The organism is Sinorhizobium saheli (genome assembly GCF_001651875.1).
GTDB classification, from domain to species: domain Bacteria; phylum Pseudomonadota; class Alphaproteobacteria; order Rhizobiales; family Rhizobiaceae; genus Sinorhizobium; species Sinorhizobium saheli.
In genome coordinates, this window is the sequence record NZ_LNQB01000083.1 from 44,497 (window position 1) to 59,837 (window position 15,341).

At 65.4% G+C, this 15,341-nt stretch carries 15 protein-coding genes; 10 read left to right on the forward strand and 5 right to left on the reverse strand.

The window, feature by feature from the left end; genetic code table 11:
• The first annotated feature begins 189 nt into the window (after positions 1-189).
• The 3 genes from ATB98_RS20115 (at position 190) to ATB98_RS20125 (ending at position 3,804) form a co-directional block, all read left to right on the forward strand.
• Positions 190-1,716: a sugar ABC transporter ATP-binding protein gene (locus tag ATB98_RS20115; protein WP_066876733.1), complete on the forward strand. Its 1,527-nt coding sequence runs from the start codon at positions 190-192 to the stop codon at positions 1,714-1,716.
• Between the two features lie 70 nt (positions 1,717-1,786).
• On the forward strand, positions 1,787-2,797 hold the full coding sequence (locus ATB98_RS20120) for an ABC transporter permease (protein ID WP_066876736.1): 1,011 nt from the start codon (positions 1,787-1,789) through the stop codon (positions 2,795-2,797).
• A gap of 71 nt (positions 2,798-2,868) precedes the next feature.
• Complete coding sequence (locus ATB98_RS20125) at positions 2,869-3,804, forward strand: substrate-binding domain-containing protein (RefSeq protein WP_407695298.1); 936 nt, start codon at positions 2,869-2,871, stop codon at positions 3,802-3,804.
• 167 nt (positions 3,805-3,971) lie between these two features.
• On the opposite strand, the gene ATB98_RS20130 is transcribed toward ATB98_RS20125, so the two are convergent.
• Positions 3,972-5,351 carry a sensor histidine kinase gene (locus tag ATB98_RS20130; RefSeq protein WP_066876738.1) on the reverse strand — a complete coding sequence of 460 codons (1,380 nt, stop codon included), beginning with the start codon at positions 5,349-5,351 and terminating at the stop codon, positions 3,972-3,974.
• A complete protein-coding gene (locus ATB98_RS20135; protein WP_066876740.1) occupies positions 5,348-6,025 on the reverse strand; it encodes a response regulator transcription factor in 678 nt (225 codons plus the stop codon). Before ATB98_RS20135 ends, ATB98_RS20130 begins: the two co-directional genes overlap by 4 nt.
• A 76-nt stretch (positions 6,026-6,101) precedes the next feature.
• Between ATB98_RS20135 and ATB98_RS20140 the strand changes: the two genes are divergently transcribed.
• The 6 genes from ATB98_RS20140 to ATB98_RS20160 all read left to right on the forward strand — a co-directional run bounded on the left by ATB98_RS20140 (position 6,102) and on the right by ATB98_RS20160 (position 11,695).
• Positions 6,102-7,169, forward strand: a complete 1,068-nt coding sequence (locus tag ATB98_RS20140) for an ABC transporter substrate-binding protein (protein WP_066876742.1) — start codon at positions 6,102-6,104, stop codon at positions 7,167-7,169.
• 237 nt (positions 7,170-7,406) lie between these two features.
• Entirely contained in the window at positions 7,407-8,351 is a 945-nt protein-coding gene (locus tag ATB98_RS20145; RefSeq protein WP_066876744.1) for a Bug family tripartite tricarboxylate transporter substrate binding protein, read from the forward strand.
• Positions 8,348-8,839, forward strand: coding sequence for a tripartite tricarboxylate transporter TctB family protein (locus tag ATB98_RS20150; protein WP_066876746.1), 492 nt, complete (start codon positions 8,348-8,350; stop codon positions 8,837-8,839). Before ATB98_RS20145 ends, ATB98_RS20150 begins: the two co-directional genes overlap by 4 nt.
• 14 nt (positions 8,840-8,853) lie before the next feature.
• Positions 8,854-10,371: a tripartite tricarboxylate transporter permease gene (locus ATB98_RS20155; RefSeq protein ID WP_066876748.1), complete on the forward strand. Its 1,518-nt coding sequence runs from the start codon at positions 8,854-8,856 to the stop codon at positions 10,369-10,371.
• Positions 10,372-10,570: 199 nt separating this feature from the next.
• The gene (locus ATB98_RS29100; protein WP_153435418.1) at positions 10,571-10,735 is read left to right on the forward strand and encodes a hypothetical protein; all 165 of its coding nucleotides are present in this window, start codon (positions 10,571-10,573) and stop codon (positions 10,733-10,735) included.
• A gap of 177 nt (positions 10,736-10,912) precedes the next feature.
• Positions 10,913-11,695 (forward strand): TIGR01458 family HAD-type hydrolase, encoded by a 783-nt coding sequence (locus ATB98_RS20160; protein WP_066876750.1) that lies wholly within the window; start codon positions 10,913-10,915, stop codon positions 11,693-11,695.
• A gap of 50 nt (positions 11,696-11,745) precedes the next feature.
• On the opposite strand, the gene ATB98_RS20165 is transcribed toward ATB98_RS20160, so the two are convergent.
• Positions 11,746-12,780, reverse strand: a complete 1,035-nt coding sequence (locus tag ATB98_RS20165; RefSeq protein WP_066876752.1) for a glutamine synthetase beta-grasp domain-containing protein — start codon at positions 12,778-12,780, stop codon at positions 11,746-11,748.
• 498 nt (positions 12,781-13,278) lie between these two features.
• Here ATB98_RS20165 and ATB98_RS20170 point away from each other — a divergent pair, with 498 nt between their 5' ends.
• Entirely contained in the window at positions 13,279-13,470 is a 192-nt protein-coding gene (locus tag ATB98_RS20170; RefSeq protein ID WP_066876754.1) for a DUF2735 domain-containing protein, read from the forward strand.
• A gap of 78 nt (positions 13,471-13,548) precedes the next feature.
• Here ATB98_RS20170 and ATB98_RS20175 read toward each other — a convergent pair whose 3' ends face one another.
• Complete coding sequence (locus ATB98_RS20175; protein ID WP_066876756.1) at positions 13,549-14,544, reverse strand: ScyD/ScyE family protein; 996 nt, start codon at positions 14,542-14,544, stop codon at positions 13,549-13,551.
• The gene (locus tag ATB98_RS20180) at positions 14,523-15,341 is read right to left on the reverse strand and encodes a formylglycine-generating enzyme family protein (RefSeq protein ID WP_084435617.1); all 819 of its coding nucleotides are present in this window, start codon (positions 15,339-15,341) and stop codon (positions 14,523-14,525) included. The genes ATB98_RS20175 and ATB98_RS20180 overlap by 22 nt, the downstream gene beginning before the upstream one ends.

The window sequence follows — 15,341 nt, forward strand, 5'->3', positions numbered from 1 at the left end:
GTGCTACAGCGGCTCCTCACGCATCTCGAAGATGCAGAAACGCTGTAGCCGCGGGACACTACACACAGTTTTCCCAACGTCAAAGGCCATGGGAAAATTTCCCGCGTTGCACATGATGTAAACCTTTACATCGAGAGTGTAAAGGTTTACATAACAAAGGAAGCGGATGGGAGCCGCAAGGGGGAATCGATGAGTCCGGAGACTGCCGAGGCAGCGGGCGTCGTCTTGGAGGCGCGCCGCATCAGCAAATCCTTCAGCGGTGTGCAGGTGCTCTTCAGCGTCAATTTCGAGCTGCGCGCCGGCGAAATCCACGCCCTCATGGGCGAGAACGGCGCCGGCAAGTCCACGCTCGTCAAGATCCTATCGGGCTTCGAACAGCCCACCTCGGGCGAAATCCTCCTCGACGGCAAGCTGGTAACGCTTCCGCCGAACGGTGCCGCCGAGGCGCTCGGCATCGTCATCATTCACCAGGAATTCAATCTTGCCGAACACCTGACCGTCGCCGAGAGCCTTTTCCTCGGCCGCGAGGTGACGCGCTTCGGCGTTCTCGACCGCAAATTCATGCGCGCCGAGGCGCGCCGGGTCCTCGACCTTCTCGGCTGTCGCGTCGACGCCAATGCGCTGATCGGCAGCCTGTCGATCGCCGAAAAGCAGATGGTGGAGATTGCCAAGGCGATCAGCCGCGACGCGCGGATCATCTTCATGGACGAGCCGACGGCCGTTCTCTCCCGCGAGGAGACGAACTTCCTCTTCCGCCAGGTGCGCAAGCTGCGCGACCAGGGCACGAGCTTCGTCTTCGTGTCGCACAAGCTCGACGAGGTCATCGAACTCAGCGATCGGGTGACAGTCTTGCGCGACGGGCAATGGGTGAAGACCGCCCCGACCGCGATGCTCGACGGGGAATCGATCGCCCAGCTCATGGTCGGCCGCGAGATGTCGAGCCTCTACCCGGCCAAGACCGAGCCGGATGTGGACGAAGAAATCGTGCTCCGCGTCGACGCCGTTTCGACCGACTATGTGAGCGACGCCAGCTTTGAGGTGCGCAAGGGCGAGATCCTCGGCTTCTCGGGCATGATCGGCTCGGGAAGAACCGAGCTGATGGAGGCGATCGCCGGGCTCAGGCCGCGGCTTGCGGGAGAGGTGGTGATCCGCGGAGAAGCCGTGCCCTCGGGCGACGTCCACGCCGCCAATCGGCGCGGCCTCGCCTATATGACCAAGGATCGCAAGGCAAAGGGCCTGCTCCTGAATTCGGGCATGGCGGCGAACCTCACCTTGCAGTCGCTCGACCAGCATACGCGCCTCGGCTACCTCAACCCCACGAGCGAGGCCGCCGCGCTCGAGAAGGCCCGGCGCCGCTTCGACATTCGCGTGCGCGACGGCAACGTGGTCGCAAGGCGCATGTCCGGCGGCAACCAGCAAAAGCTGCTGCTCGCCAAGGTGATGGAAACGGAGCCCGATATCATCATCATCGACGAGCCGACGCGCGGCATCGATGTCGGCACCAAGCAGCAGATCTACCATTTCATCTCGGCGCTGGCGCGCGACGGACGCTCGATCATCGTCGTCTCCTCCGAAATGCCGGAAGTCATCGGGCTTTGCACACGCGTTGCCGTCATGCGCGAGGGACGCATCGTCGGCATGCTCGAGGGCGACGAGATCTCCGAGCAGGAGATCATGCGCTACGCCGCGGGACTGAAGCGGATGGCTGCGGCCTGACGCAATGGACGGCCGCAGGCCGTCCAGGAATGAAATTCCCGGGCTCCGGGGCGGGAGGTCAAGTGTGGATATGAGCGTGAACGAGGAAAGCCTTCAAGCAACAAGTCACCGCCGTACCTGGCGGGACATCGATCTGAGGGCCGTGGCGCCCTTTGCCGCGCTCGCCTTGCTGTTGATCGTCGGCGCGATCGTCAACCCCAACTTCATTGGCCTCAACAATCTCGCCAATGTCGCGACCCGCTGCGCCTTCATCGCCATCATCGCGGTCGGTGCGACCTTCGTCATCTCGGCGGGGGATCTCGATCTTTCGGTCGGATCGATGGTCGCCTTCGTGGCGAGCCTGATGATCCTGTTCATGAATTTCGGCGTCATCGCCGACCCGGCGCTGATGCTGACGGCGGCAATCGTCTTTGCCGTCGCGGCCGGCGCGGCCTGCGGGCTTGCCAACGGGCTGATCACCACCGTCGGCAGGATCGAGCCCTTCATCGCCACGCTCGGCACCATGGGCATCTATCGCGGGCTGACCACCTGGCTTTCGCAAGGCGGCGCGATCACGCTGCGCGAGCCGGCGATACAGGAACTCTATCGCCCGGCCTATTTCGGCAGCATTCTCGGGGTCCCTGTGCCGATCGCGATCATCCTCGCGGTCACCGCCGTCGCCGCCTTCATCCTCTATCGCACCCGCTACGGCAGGCACGTGGTGGCGGTCGGCTCCAACAGCGACGTCGCCCGCTATTCCGGCATCGCCGTCAACCGTGTGCGCACCATCGCCTTCGTCATCCAGGGCCTCTGCGTCGCGATCGCGGTGCTGCTCTACGTGCCGCGCCTCGGCTCGACCTCGGCGACCACCGGCATCCTCTGGGAACTGCAGGCGATCACCGCCGTCGTCGTCGGCGGCACGGCGCTCAAGGGCGGCGCGGGCCGCGTCTGGGGCACGATCTGCGGCGCCTTCATCCTCGAATTGGTCGGCAACATCATGCTCCTGTCGAACTTCATCAGCGAATACCTGATCGGCGCGATGCAGGGTGCGATCATCATCATCGCGATGCTCGTCCAGCGCTCGCTGGTGCGAAAGTCGTGACCCCGCCGGGGTGACCCGGCCATATCAAAGACCTGACACATTGGGAGGAAGAAATCATGCGAAAGGGATTAATGGGCATCGCTGCCATCGCGATGATGGCACTGACGGGCGTCGCCCACGCGCAGGAAAAGAAGGTAACGATCGGCGTGTCGATTCCGGCGGCCGACCACGGCTGGACCGCCGGCGTCGTCTTCCATGCCGAGCGCGTCGCCAAGCAGCTCATGGAGCAGCATCCGGGCCTCAACGTCATCGTCAAGACCTCGCCGGATCCGGCAAGCCAGGCCAATGCCGTGCAAGACCTCGAAACCCAGGGCATCGACGCGCTGGTGATCCTGCCGACCGATCCCGATCCGCTGGTCAACGCCATCAAGGAGGTCAAAGGCAAGGGCACGTTCGTGGCGCTCGTCGACCGTGCACCCTCGGTCAACGACAACAGCGTGCGTGACCTCTATGTCGCCGGCAACAACCCCGCCCTCGGCCAGGTCGCCGGCGAATACATCAAGGCAACCACGCCCGAAGCCAAGGTAGTCGTCATCCGCGGCCTGCCGATCCCGATCGACCAGCAGCGCCAGGACGGCTTCGACGCGGGCATCGCCGGCTCGAAGGTCGAAATCCTCGACCGCCAATACGGCAACTGGAACCGTGACGACGCCTTCAAGGTGATGCAGGACTACTTGACCAAGTATCCGCAGATCGACGTCGTCTGGTGCCAGGACGACGACATGGCCGTCGGCGTGCTGCAGGCGATCGAACAGGCCAAGCGCACCGACATCCAGTACGTGGTCGCCGGCGCCGGTTCGAAGGAGATGATCAAGAAGGTCATGGACGGCGACAAGATGATCCCGGTCGACGTGCTCTACCCGCCGGCAATGGTGGGCACCGCGCTCGAAATGACGGCCGCCAACTTCTACGGCCAGGTTCCGGTGCGCGGCACCTATACGATCGACGCGACGCTCATCACCAAGGACAATGCGAAGGACTTCTATTTCCCGGATTCGCCGTTCTGATCGAGGGCACTGGGGATCACTCAAGCTCGGCCTGCCCGCGGATTTCCGGGGCGGGCCGTTTGCTCGAGGGCGGACTTTGATTTGACGGAGGCGATCGGATTGCCGCCTCAGAGCGGGTGCAGCGCCCGATGACCCGAAAACGCATCGCCTGCCGCTCCGTCATGCCCTCACCCCGCCGGAAAGGCGATCGCCACCCTGAGGCCCCGGCCGCCCTCGCCTTCCTCCAGGCGCATCGTCCCGCCGTAGAGTGTCGCGATCTCCTCGACGATCGGCAGGCCGAGACCGGTGCCGGGGGCCTCGTCGCCGCCGCGGCGGAAGCGCTGGAGTGCCGCCTCGCGCAGCTCCGGCCGGATCCCGGGGCCGTTGTCCTCCACTTCCAGAACGACAGTCTCCTCGCGCCCTTCGACGCGGACCGTGACCTCGGCGCCGCGCCCGGCATAGAGGAGCGCATTGCCGATCAGGTTCTTCAGGAGTTCGCCGACGAGCAGCGGCTCGGCGCGCACCCAATGCTCGCCCTCCCCCGCAAATCCGAGGTCGATGCCGGCATCGCCCGCCGCCGGAACATGGTCGGCGGTGATGGCGCGGGCGAGGCCGGCGAGCTCGATGCGCTCCGAGCCTCGCGCCTCGTCCCTCCCCGCCGCGTCGATCTTCGCCATCAGGAGGAGTTGCGCGAGAATGCGCTCGGCATTGGAGACGGCTTCATCGGCCTTTGCCGCCGCCGCCCGCGTTTCCTCGATCGTCGTCGCCCGCTGTGCCAGCGCGAGCTGCGTGCGGATGATCGCGAGCGGCGTTCTCAGCTGATGGCTGGCATTGCCGGTGAAGTGGCGAAGGGCGTCGAGCGCCGATTGCAGGCGCACCATGAAGGAGTTGACCGTGTCGACGAGCCCCTGGACCTCGTTCGGCACGCGCTCGCGGATCGGGTGCAGGTCGTCGGGACTGCGCTCGGCGATCGCATCGCCCAGGCGGTAGAGCGGACGCAGCGAGAAGGTGACGGCGACCCAGACGATCATCGCCGCGCCGGCGATCATCATCCCGAGGCGCAGGGCCGAGCGCAGAAGAATGGTCTCGGCCAGTTGGCGCCGCGCGATAGTCGTCTCGGCGACGGTCACGACGAAGGGAACGGAGTTGACACCTGTCGACGCGGAACGCCTGAGCGCTGCCACGCGGATCGGCTCGCCGCGGAAGACCGCATCGGCGAAGCTCGTCGGCTGACCGGAACTCTCGGGTAGCGAGGGGAGCGTCTGGTAGCCGGTGATGAATTCGCCCGGCGGCCCGTCCACCCGATAGAAAACCCGGTCCTGCGCGGCCGAGGTCAGCATTTCGAGCGCCACATAGGGGATGTCGACCTGCAGCGAGCCGTCTTCGGCGACGACCACGCGCTCGGCGATCGCGAGCGCCGATCCGGCGAGCACCCGGTCCGAGACGGCATTCGCCGTCTTCACCGCCTCCCGGTAGGTGTCGACCAGCGCAACGACGCCGATGACCGCGGTCGATATCAGCAGCCAGGCAAGCAGCCTTCGCCGCAGCGAATAAACGGCGCTCTTCATTCGGATGCGGCCGTCTTGTCGAGATAGTAGCCGATGCCGCGCGCGGTGCGGACGGTAAGACCATAGGGCGCAAGACGCTTGCGCAGCCGGCTCACATATTGCTCGATGGCGTTGGGGCTCAGATCGTCGTCGAGGCCGGTCAGCGACTGTACGATCGCATCCTTGGCGACCACTTTGCCGGCGCGCATGAACAAGAGCTCGAGCAGGCCGAGTTCGCGGGCGGGAATCTCGATCGGTACGCCGGCTGCCGAAAAGCTTCGGGCGGTGAGGTCCAGCGAGACGTCGCCGTAGCTGACGACGGAGGCACGCAATCCCGCCTGGCGGCGCAAGAGCACGCGCACCCGCGCCTCGAATTCGCCGATGTCGAACGGCTTGATCAGGTAGTCGTCGGCGCCGAGGTCGAGGCCCTTGATGCGCTCCTCCGGCGTCCCACGCGCCGTCAGGATCAGCACGGCGGCGCGATTCTGGCGCGCCCGCATGGCGCGCAGCACGTCGAGGCCGTCCATTTCCGGCAGGTTCAGGTCCAGGATCACCAGATCGAAGCTCTCGGCCGCGGCGACCGCATGCGCGGAGGCGCCGTCGCTGACGACGTCGACGGCATAGCCGCTACCGCGCAACAGCGTCGAGAGACCCTCCGCCAGGGCCCGGTTGTCTTCAACAAGCAAGATTCGCAAATGCCACTCTCCCGGCCACACTCTATCGGGCGCGAGCTTGCTTGTGAACGGCGGCGGCGTGAGGCATTGTGAATTTATGCGGTTCTTGATTTCCCTTGCTTTTCTGGTGCTCTTTTCCACGTCGGCGCACGCGGCGATCGCGTTCTTTCCGGCCCCTTCCGGCAATTCCGCCGCCCCCGTTCTCACCGTCTATTCTTCGCTCGACGAACCCCTGGCACGGCCGATGATCATCGGCTTCCAGAAGGCCAATCCGGACGTGGCCGTGCGCTACGAGGACATGCTGACCGGCGAGATCTACGACCGGATCGTCAAGGAGACGGACGCCGGCCAGAAGACGGCCGATTTCGCCTTCTCGTCCGCCATGGACCTGCAGGTCAAGCTCAGCAATGACGGCTATGCGCAGCGCAGCGAGCTGCCGATGAGCGGCCGCTGGCCGGCCTGGGCCAACTGGCGCAACACGGCCTATGCGCTGACCTTCGAGCCGGCGGTCTTCGTCTATCACAAGCCGAGCTTCCGGAACGAGCGTCCGCCGGCGACGCGCGCCGAATTCGTCGACTACCTCAAGCGGCAGGGAAGCGCCGTATTCGGCCGCATCGGCACCTACGACATCGAGCGCTCCGGGGTCGGTTTCCTGTTCATGTCGCGCGACCAGGAGCAGTTCGGCGACATCTGGACGGTCATCCAGGCCATGGGGGCCGCGGGCGTGAAGCTCTATTCGACGAGCCAGGCGATCCTGGAAAGGGTCTCGGACGGGCGATTCGTGCTCGGCTACAATATCCTCGGCTCCTATGCCGCCGACTGGGCCTCGCGGCATCCGGACGTCGGCATCGTGCTTCCCAAGGACTATACCGTGGTGATGTCGCGCATCGGCCTCGTGCCGGAGGCCGCCGCCTCGCCCGAACTCGGCCGGCGCTATCTCGAATTCTTCATGTCGAAGGAGGGCCAGACGATCATGGCGCGCGAGCTGCAGATCCCGGCGGTGAGCCCCGACGTCGCCGGCGAGAACACCGCCAACACGATGCAGGAAATGCTCGGCGGACAGCTCAAGCCGGTGCCGGTCAGCCCCGGTCTGATGGTCTATCTGGACCAGGTCAAGCGCGCGCGGCTGATTGCCCGCTGGAACGAGGTGCTGCGGCTGCAGTGAATATTTCGGCAAGTAAACAAGTGATTTACGCGAAGCCGAGTTGATGTCAGGTTAATGTCAGCTTTCTGTGATGGCTTAAAGCCGCTGGCGACCGTGGAGGCGGAATCGCCGGCAGCGTTCGGGAGGAAATCACCAATCCGGTCGGAGGTCGCGCTTACGCGGTCGCCATCGCCTTTCTCCCGTTCGCGACGATAATCAACGTGCGCGTGGCGAAACGCGCCTCACGGAGGACCGACCTTGAAACATTTCTTCATCGCATCCATTCTCGCCGGCGCGCTGGCGCTTCCGGCCTACGCCGCCGACTACACGATCATCGCGCCGGCGAACCCCGGCGGCGGCTGGGACCAGACCGCCCGTTCGCTGCAGACCGTCATGCAGCAAGAAGGCATTTCCGGCAACGTCCAGGTGCAGAACGTGCCCGGTGCCGGCGGCACGATCGGCCTTGCCCAGTTCGCGAGCCAGCAGAAGGGCAACCCGAATGCGCTGCTCGTCGGCGGCTACGTCATGGTCGGCGCCATTCTCACCAACAATTCGCCGGTGACGCTCAAGGACGTCGAGCCGATCGCGCGCCTGACCGGCGAATATGAGGCGATCGTCGTTCCGGCTGCTTCCGAGATCAAGTCGATGGCCGACCTCGTCGAGGCGCTGAAGAAGGATCCGGGCACCGTCTCCTGGGCCGGCGGCTCGGCTGGCGGTGTCGACCACATCGCCGTCGGCCTCATCGCCAAGGCCGCGGGCGTCGATCCGACGAAGATCAACTACATCGCCTATTCCGGCGGCGGCGAAGCGCTCGCCGCGATCCTCGGCAGCCAGGTGACCGCCGGCATCTCCGGCTACGGCGAGTTCGAATCGCAGGTCAAGGCCGGCACGCTCCGGTTGCTCGCGGTCACCAGCGCCGAACGCATCGCCGGCGTCGACGCTCCGACGCTGAAAGAATCGGGCCTTGACGTCGTCGTCGAAAACTGGCGCATGGTTGCCGCCGCCCCCGGCCTGACCGAAGAGCAGAAGGCTGCCGTTACGGCCGACATCGAGAAGCTCGCCAAGTCCGCCGGCTGGCAGGAAGTGCTGAAGACCAAGGGCTGGCAGGATACCTATCTCGCCGGCGACGCCTTCAAGGAACAGCTCTCCAAGGATGTTTCCGCCACCGAAGCCGTCCTTAAGGGCATCGGACTGGTCAAATGAACAAGGGAAACACCCCTTCCGTCGAAACGCGCCGCCCTGACAGGGCGGCGCTGATCATCGCCGCCGTGCTGGCGGTCATCGCCGGCGTGATCTTCTGGGACGTTTCCCGCCTGACCGGCCTTGCCGGCTACTCGCAGGTGGGTCCGACCACGGTGCCCTACGTCATCGCCTGCTGTCTCATCGGCCTCGCAATCTGGACGGCCGCCGAGGGCATCAGAGGCGACTTCGCCGAGCGGGAACCGCAGCAGTTCGGCCCGGTCATCTGGATCGTCGCGGGGCTCGCGGCGCAGATGCTGCTGCTCAACATTCTCGGCTTCTCGATCGCCACCGGCATCCTCTTCGCCCTGACGGCGGGCGGGTTCGGAAAACGCAGGCTTTGGCTCACGATTCCCATCGGTATCGCCTTCAGCTTCTTCGTCTGGGTGATTTTCGCCAAGCTCCTGCAATTGTCGCTGCCGGCAGGACCGTTTGAACGCCTGTTCTTCTAAGAGGGCCGACGACCATGGCTACTTTTGAATTCCTTCTGCAGGGGCTGCTGGTCGCTGCCCAGCCGATGAACCTGCTCTACGCCCTCATCGGCGTGACGCTCGGCACCGCCGTCGGCGTGCTGCCCGGCATCGGGCCGGCATTGACGGTCGCGCTGCTGCTCCCCGTCACCTACCAGCTCGACCCGGGCGGCTCGCTCATCATGTTCGCCGGCATCTATTACGGCGGCATGTACGGCGGTTCGACGACGTCGATCCTGCTCAACACGCCCGGCGAAAGCGCCTCGATCGTCACCGCGCTCGAGGGCAACAAGATGGCGCGCGCCGGTCGCGGCGGCCCCGCGCTCGCGACGGCGGCGATCGGCTCCTTCGTCGCCGGGCTCATCGCGACGCTCGCGCTCGCCTTCATCGCTCCCTTCATCGTCAAGCTCGCGCTCGTCTTCGGCCCGCGCGAATACTTCGCGCTGATGGTGCTCGCCTTCGTCACCGTCTCCTCCGCCTTCGGCGACTCGACGCTGCGTGGCCTCACCTCGCTTTTCGTCGGCCTGACGCTCGCCTGCATCGGCATCGACCAGTTGACCGGCCAGGCGCGGCTTTCCTTCGGCGTTCCGGACCTGCTCGACGGTATCGAGGTGACGACGCTTGCCGTTGCGATGTTCGCCATCGGCGAAACGCTCTATATCGCCGCGCAGGGCGACAAGGGCCCCGAAACGGTTGAAGCGGTCCGAGGCTCCGTCTGGATGAGCGCGATGGACTGGGCACGCTCCTGGAAGCCGTGGCTGCGCGGCACCTTCATCGGCTTCCCGATCGGCGCCATGCCGGCCGGCGGCGCCGAGATCGGCACCTTCCTCTCCTACGCCGCTGAGAAGCGCCTGACCAAGCATCCCGAGGAATTCGGCAATGGCGCGATCGAAGGCGTGGCCGGTCCCGAAGCGGCGAACAACGCTTCGGCTGCCGGCACGCTGGTGCCGCTCCTGACGCTTGGCCTGCCGACAACGGCAACCGCGGCGATCATGCTCGCCGGCTTCCAGCAATACGGCCTGCAGCCGGGGCCGCTGCTCTTCGCGACCAACCCGCAGCTCGTCTGGGGCCTGATCGCGAGCCTGTTGATCGCCAACTTCATGCTGCTCGTCCTGAATCTGCCGCTGATCGGGCTTTGGGTGAAGCTGCTGACGATCCCGAAGCCGTGGCTCTATGCAGGCATCCTGCTCTTCGCCACGCTCGGCACGATCGGCGCCAATCCGTCGGTGTTCGAGCTCGGCATGCTACTTGCCTTCGGCCTGCTCGGCTACGTGATGCGGGTTTTCGGGTACCCGATCGCCCCGGTCGTCGTCGGCCTGATCCTCGGACCGCTCGCGGAACAGCAGTTGCGCCGCGCACTTTCGATCAGCCAGGGCGACGTCACCGTGCTCTTCACCTCGCCGATCGCGGCGGTGCTTCTGGTGATCGCGGCGCTGGCCTTCATCGTGCCGCTCATCCTCAGGGCCCGCGGGCGCGGCGAAGTGCTCGCACAGCTCGCCGCCAGCGAAGACTGACGCTTTCGCCTCCCAAGGCGCTTTGAAGAGCGGGACGTGGAGGGGCAGCCCGTCCCGCTCGATTGCAGGCCCGGTCGGCTGACAGCCGACCGGGCCTGCTTCCATTGCATGGCTGGACTGAGGTTTTGTGCATTGCAAAAGGACCGCCGCAGGCCCATCTTCTGCTCATCGAATTGAAACGGAAAAGTGAGCAAAGACAATGACTAGCAATCACCGCATGGGCTTCATTGGCCGCGCCTTCGCCGTTCTCGGCGCAGCGACCGCCGCAGCCGCGGCAGTCGAAGGTCACCGCCGCCCGAACGCCCGCGACCTCCACACCCTCGGCATCAATCCGGCCAACTTCCCGGACACCCGCCGCGGCTGACGCGGAGCCCTGCCGCGGGCGGGGCGACTGTAGAACATACGGCGGCTGTTCGGCCGCCGCCGGGCTGAGGTTCTTCGATTGCGCCTGACGGCGCGGCCCTCGCCCGCCCGGTACAGCAGACGATGGCAACCGAGCCTCGCCCCTTGACCGGCTCCAGCCACATGTCATCCTCAGCACATGATCAGCGCTGTGCTGTTGGATCTTGCCGGCGTCATCTATGATGGCGCGGAAGCCTTGCCCGGAGCGGCGGAAGCCGTTGCGCGCCTGCGCGGGGCCGGGCTGCCGATACGCTTCGTCAGCAACACGACCCGATCGAGCAAGCCGTCGATCCTTGCCAAACTCGAAAGACTGGGGCTTGCGGTGACGGGCGATGAGCTCTTCACGCCGGCTGCGGCAGCCTGCAACTGGCTTCGCGAGCGTGGCCGATCGGCACATCTTCTCGTCCACTCCGATCTTCTCTCCGAATTTCAGCATCTGCCTGCCGGCAGCCGCGGCACGGCGGTCGTCGTCGGCGATGCCGGCGACGCCTTCGACTACCGGTCGCTCAACGATGCCTTCCGGCAACTGGTCGATGGCGCCGAATTGCTGGCGCTTGCACCGAAGCGCTCCTTCAGGGACGCCGACGGCCGGTTGAGCCTCGACGCGGGAGCCTTTGTCGCCGCACTGGAATTCGCCAGCCAGAAAAAGGCGATCGTCCTCGGCAAACCGGCTCCGGGCTTTTTCCGCTCGGCCCTTGCCACCATACCTTGCCCGGCCGCGGCGGCCGTCATGGTCGGGGACGATGCGGAAACGGATGTTGCCGGTGCGCTGAGCGCCGGTCTCGGCCATGCGCTGCTGGTGCGGACGGGAAAATACAGGGCGGGAGATGAAGCGCGCTTTTCGCCGCAGCCGACGGCAACGGCCGGCGACATCGTGGCGGCCGTCGAGTGGATTCTCGCCGAGCGGAGCGGCGCCACCTGAAAAAAGCATGGCGCCGACCATGAGGTCGACGCCATGTAGAGGCTTGGGAGTTACGCTACCTTCGAAACTTCCGTCGGGACGGAATCGATCGTCTTCAGCACGCGCGAAGCGATCTGGTAGGGGTCGCCCTGGGAGTTCGGACGACGATCTTCCAGATAGCCGCGGTAGCCGTTGTTGACGAAGCTGTGCGGAACGCGGATCGACGCGCCACGGTCGGCAACGCCGTAGCTGAACTTGTTCCACGGAGCCGTTTCATGCTTGCCGGTCAGGCGCAGGTGGTTGTCCGGGCCGTAGACCGCGATGTGCTCCTGCAGGTTCTTTTCGAATGCTGCCATCAGCGCCTCGAAATAGTCCTTGCCGCCGACTTCGCGCATGTAGGCGGTCGAGAAGTTGCAGTGCATACCGGAGCCGTTCCAGTCGGTGTCGCCGAGCGGCTTGCAGTGCCATTCGATGTCGATGCCGTATTTTTCCGTCAGGCGCTGCAGCAGGTAGCGCGCCATCCAGACTTCGTCGGCGGCCTTCTTGGAGCCCTTGCCGAAGACCTGGAATTCCCACTGGCCCTTGGCGACTTCCGCGTTGATGCCTTCATGGTTGATGCCGGCAGCCAGGCAGATGTCGAGATGCTCTTCGACGATCTGGCGGGCGATGTTGCCGACGTTCTTGTAGCCGACGCCGGTGTAGTAGGGGCCCTGCGGTGCCGGATAGCCCTGCTCCGGGAAGCCGAGCGGACGGCCGTCCTTGTAGAAGAAGTATTCCTGCTCGAAACCGAACCAGGCGCCTTCGTCGTCGAGGATCGTGGCGCGGCTGTTCGACGGATGCGGCGTCTTGCCGTCCGGCATCATGACTTCGCACATCACCAGCACGCCGTTGGTGCGGACCGGATCCGGGTAGACGGCAACCGGCTTCAGCACGCAATCGGAGCTGCGGCCTTCGGCCTGGTTCGTCGAGCTGCCGTCGAAGCCCCAGAGCGGAAGCTGGTCGAGCGTCGGAAACGCATCGAATTCCTTGATCTGCGTCTTGCCGCGGAGATTGGGTACCGGCGTGTAGCCATCGAGCCAGATGTACTCGAGCTTATACTTTGTCATCAGCGAATCTCTCTAACGTGGTGCTGCGAGGTTTGAGCCAATCCTGAAGCGGCCTCGACACGCGAAACGATGCTCGACCGCCAGGGATCCACTCCCCCCAAGCATCAAGTGTGCCAGTTCGCCGGCGGACCCGACTCTTTTTTGCGGCGGCCAACGGATTTGAACCGGACCGCCTGGCTGCGATTGCGTGGGCAAAGCCGGCAAAGCCAGGACGCGCCGCCCGGCATTGCATTGATTTTGCTGCGACTCCCAAGCTTTGCCAGCCGCCGGCCTTTGGAAGAGCACGCCGCTCACATTAGATTCGCGCCGCAAAAGGCATCAGGCGGGTGCTGCTGCCTAAAAAATCACACCGCGCGCGATGCTCCGCACGGAAAAGGCGAGGAGTGCTTGCGATTCCGGCAGGCAATTGAATATTTTTTCGGCATTTCGCGTAAATGATGTGCAAATCCCGCCGGCCCGTATTATCTTTCTCAAGCAGAACTCACGGGAGACCAGAACATGGCCACGAGTTTTCACGGCAAGTCCGCGAAGATCCTGCAGTTCCCGACGCGAGTTCCGCGGCGGGGTGAGGAACGCCGATCCGACGCGCAGTGGAAGACGGATCCCGCCGCGTCGGAGGTATGTGCCGCCATCGATGGCTGCTGGTATCACGAGGAAGCGGTTCGAGACGAATCGAGCACGAAGCACTGAGCGGGCGGTCTTCGCCGGTCCTCGCACCGTTTATAGCCCCCGAGACGTCAGGTGTTTCCACCTGACTGCAAAAACGCCCTAACGTTTCAGAAAATGAAGGTTGCCGACCAGATCGGAAACGACGAGTTGGCGCTCGTCCCACACGAGGACGGATACCGGCCGCGTCAGGCCGGCAAGGACGGTCTCCCGGCGGCGCGTCTTGCCATCGAACTTCAGCAGACGACCGGTGCCCTCCCCGAAACCGCGGCTTTGATCATAAGTCCCGTGCTCCAGGACGAGCATCGTCCCATCGTCGGCGAAGGTGATCGCCACCGGCGCATTCAGGCCCTGCGCCTCGACCCGCGGCGCTGATCTATCGCCGGTCTCCGGGACCGAGACGACCTTACCCGCGCCCGCCGCGAAAGGAAAACCGCTGAAAAGGGTGATATAAAGCCGGCCGTCGCGCCGCGCGATGCCGGCCGGTACCGCGTCGGTCTCGTACTCCTCGTCTTCCGAAAACTCCGTCGGCGACAGGCGCTGCAGCGTTCGCGCCGCCTGCTTCATGCGCTTGAAGCTGACGACGGTATTTCGCTCCCCATTTGCGCGCAGGTGCTCGACGCTGTTGCGCGCGGCGTCGACCACGTAAAAGCCATCGGCGGCCGCGACGAAATCGAAGGGGTTCCAGAAATCGTTGCCGACGACGCGGGTTCCGCCGGCCTCGTCAAGCGCGACGAGCGCGTGGTCGAGCCGCCCCGGCTCCGCATTGGCCGGCGTCCAGCCCTGGGCGACGACGAACACGTCACCCACCCGGGCGACACGGTACGGCCCGGTCGGATCGCCGATCACGTCCTTGCCGTGCGGGAAGATCGGGCCAAATGCGGCGAGGCGGCGCTCCGCGTCGCGGCGGTAAAGCCGCCCGCCCGCGAGATCGGTTACAAGCAGCGCATCGCCGTCGCGAGCGAGGCCTCCAAAGGCAGCAGCCGGCACATGAACGGTCTCGAGCCTGTAGTTCGGCGAACCCGACGGTCCGGCACCCGCATGGGGTGCCAGGAAGACAAGCACGGCGGCAGCGATCAGGGCGCGGAGCGTAGGCATCGGAAGCCGCCATTGGCAGAGAAACGGAAATCCGGATCGTAGGCGAGCCGGTAGGTCGCCGTCAGGTGACGTGGATCGCTGTTCCAGGCGCCGCCGCGAAGCACGCGGAACACAGCCCCGCCCTGCTGCGGGGCTTCTCCGGCCGGCTCGTCAGGGGCGTAGACATCGCTTGTCCACTCCCAGACATTGCCGACGAGATGGAGCACGCCCTCGCTGCTCGCGCCGCCCGGGAAAGAGTCTGCCGGCGCCGTCATCGCATAGCCGTCGCGCGCGTCTCCAGCGCAGCAGACCTCGGCACCGGCGTTGACCCGGGTCGCGTCCGGTGGCGCCGCCCCCCACGGAAACGGTTGGCCGGCAGTACCCCGCGCGGCCCGCTCGTATTGCTCTTCCGACGGCAGCGAGAGACCATAGTGGCGGCAGAAGGCGTCGGCATCGGCCCAACTGACGCCAACGACGGGACGCTCGTCGAGCCCAAGCACCGGGTGATCGGCATAGAAGGCGGGCCGATGACCGGTTTCGGCAACGAAGTGGGCATATTGCCGGTTGGTGATCTCCGTGCGGTTGATCGCGAAGGGCCGCCCCTCTACCACGAGGCGCGGGCGCTCGTTGTCGGGCCCGTCGTCGCGGCCGAAGACGAAAGGCCCGGCCGGGATATCGACAAGCGGGTTGCCGGTGATCGGCCCGCTCTCGCCGGCGAGCGCACCGGAGGCAATGAAGAGAGCGACTGCGGCTGCCCCTGCCCCTCTCCTAGGGACTATCGCGACAACCGCCGCGCCTTGTCCACCCGCATCCGGCAT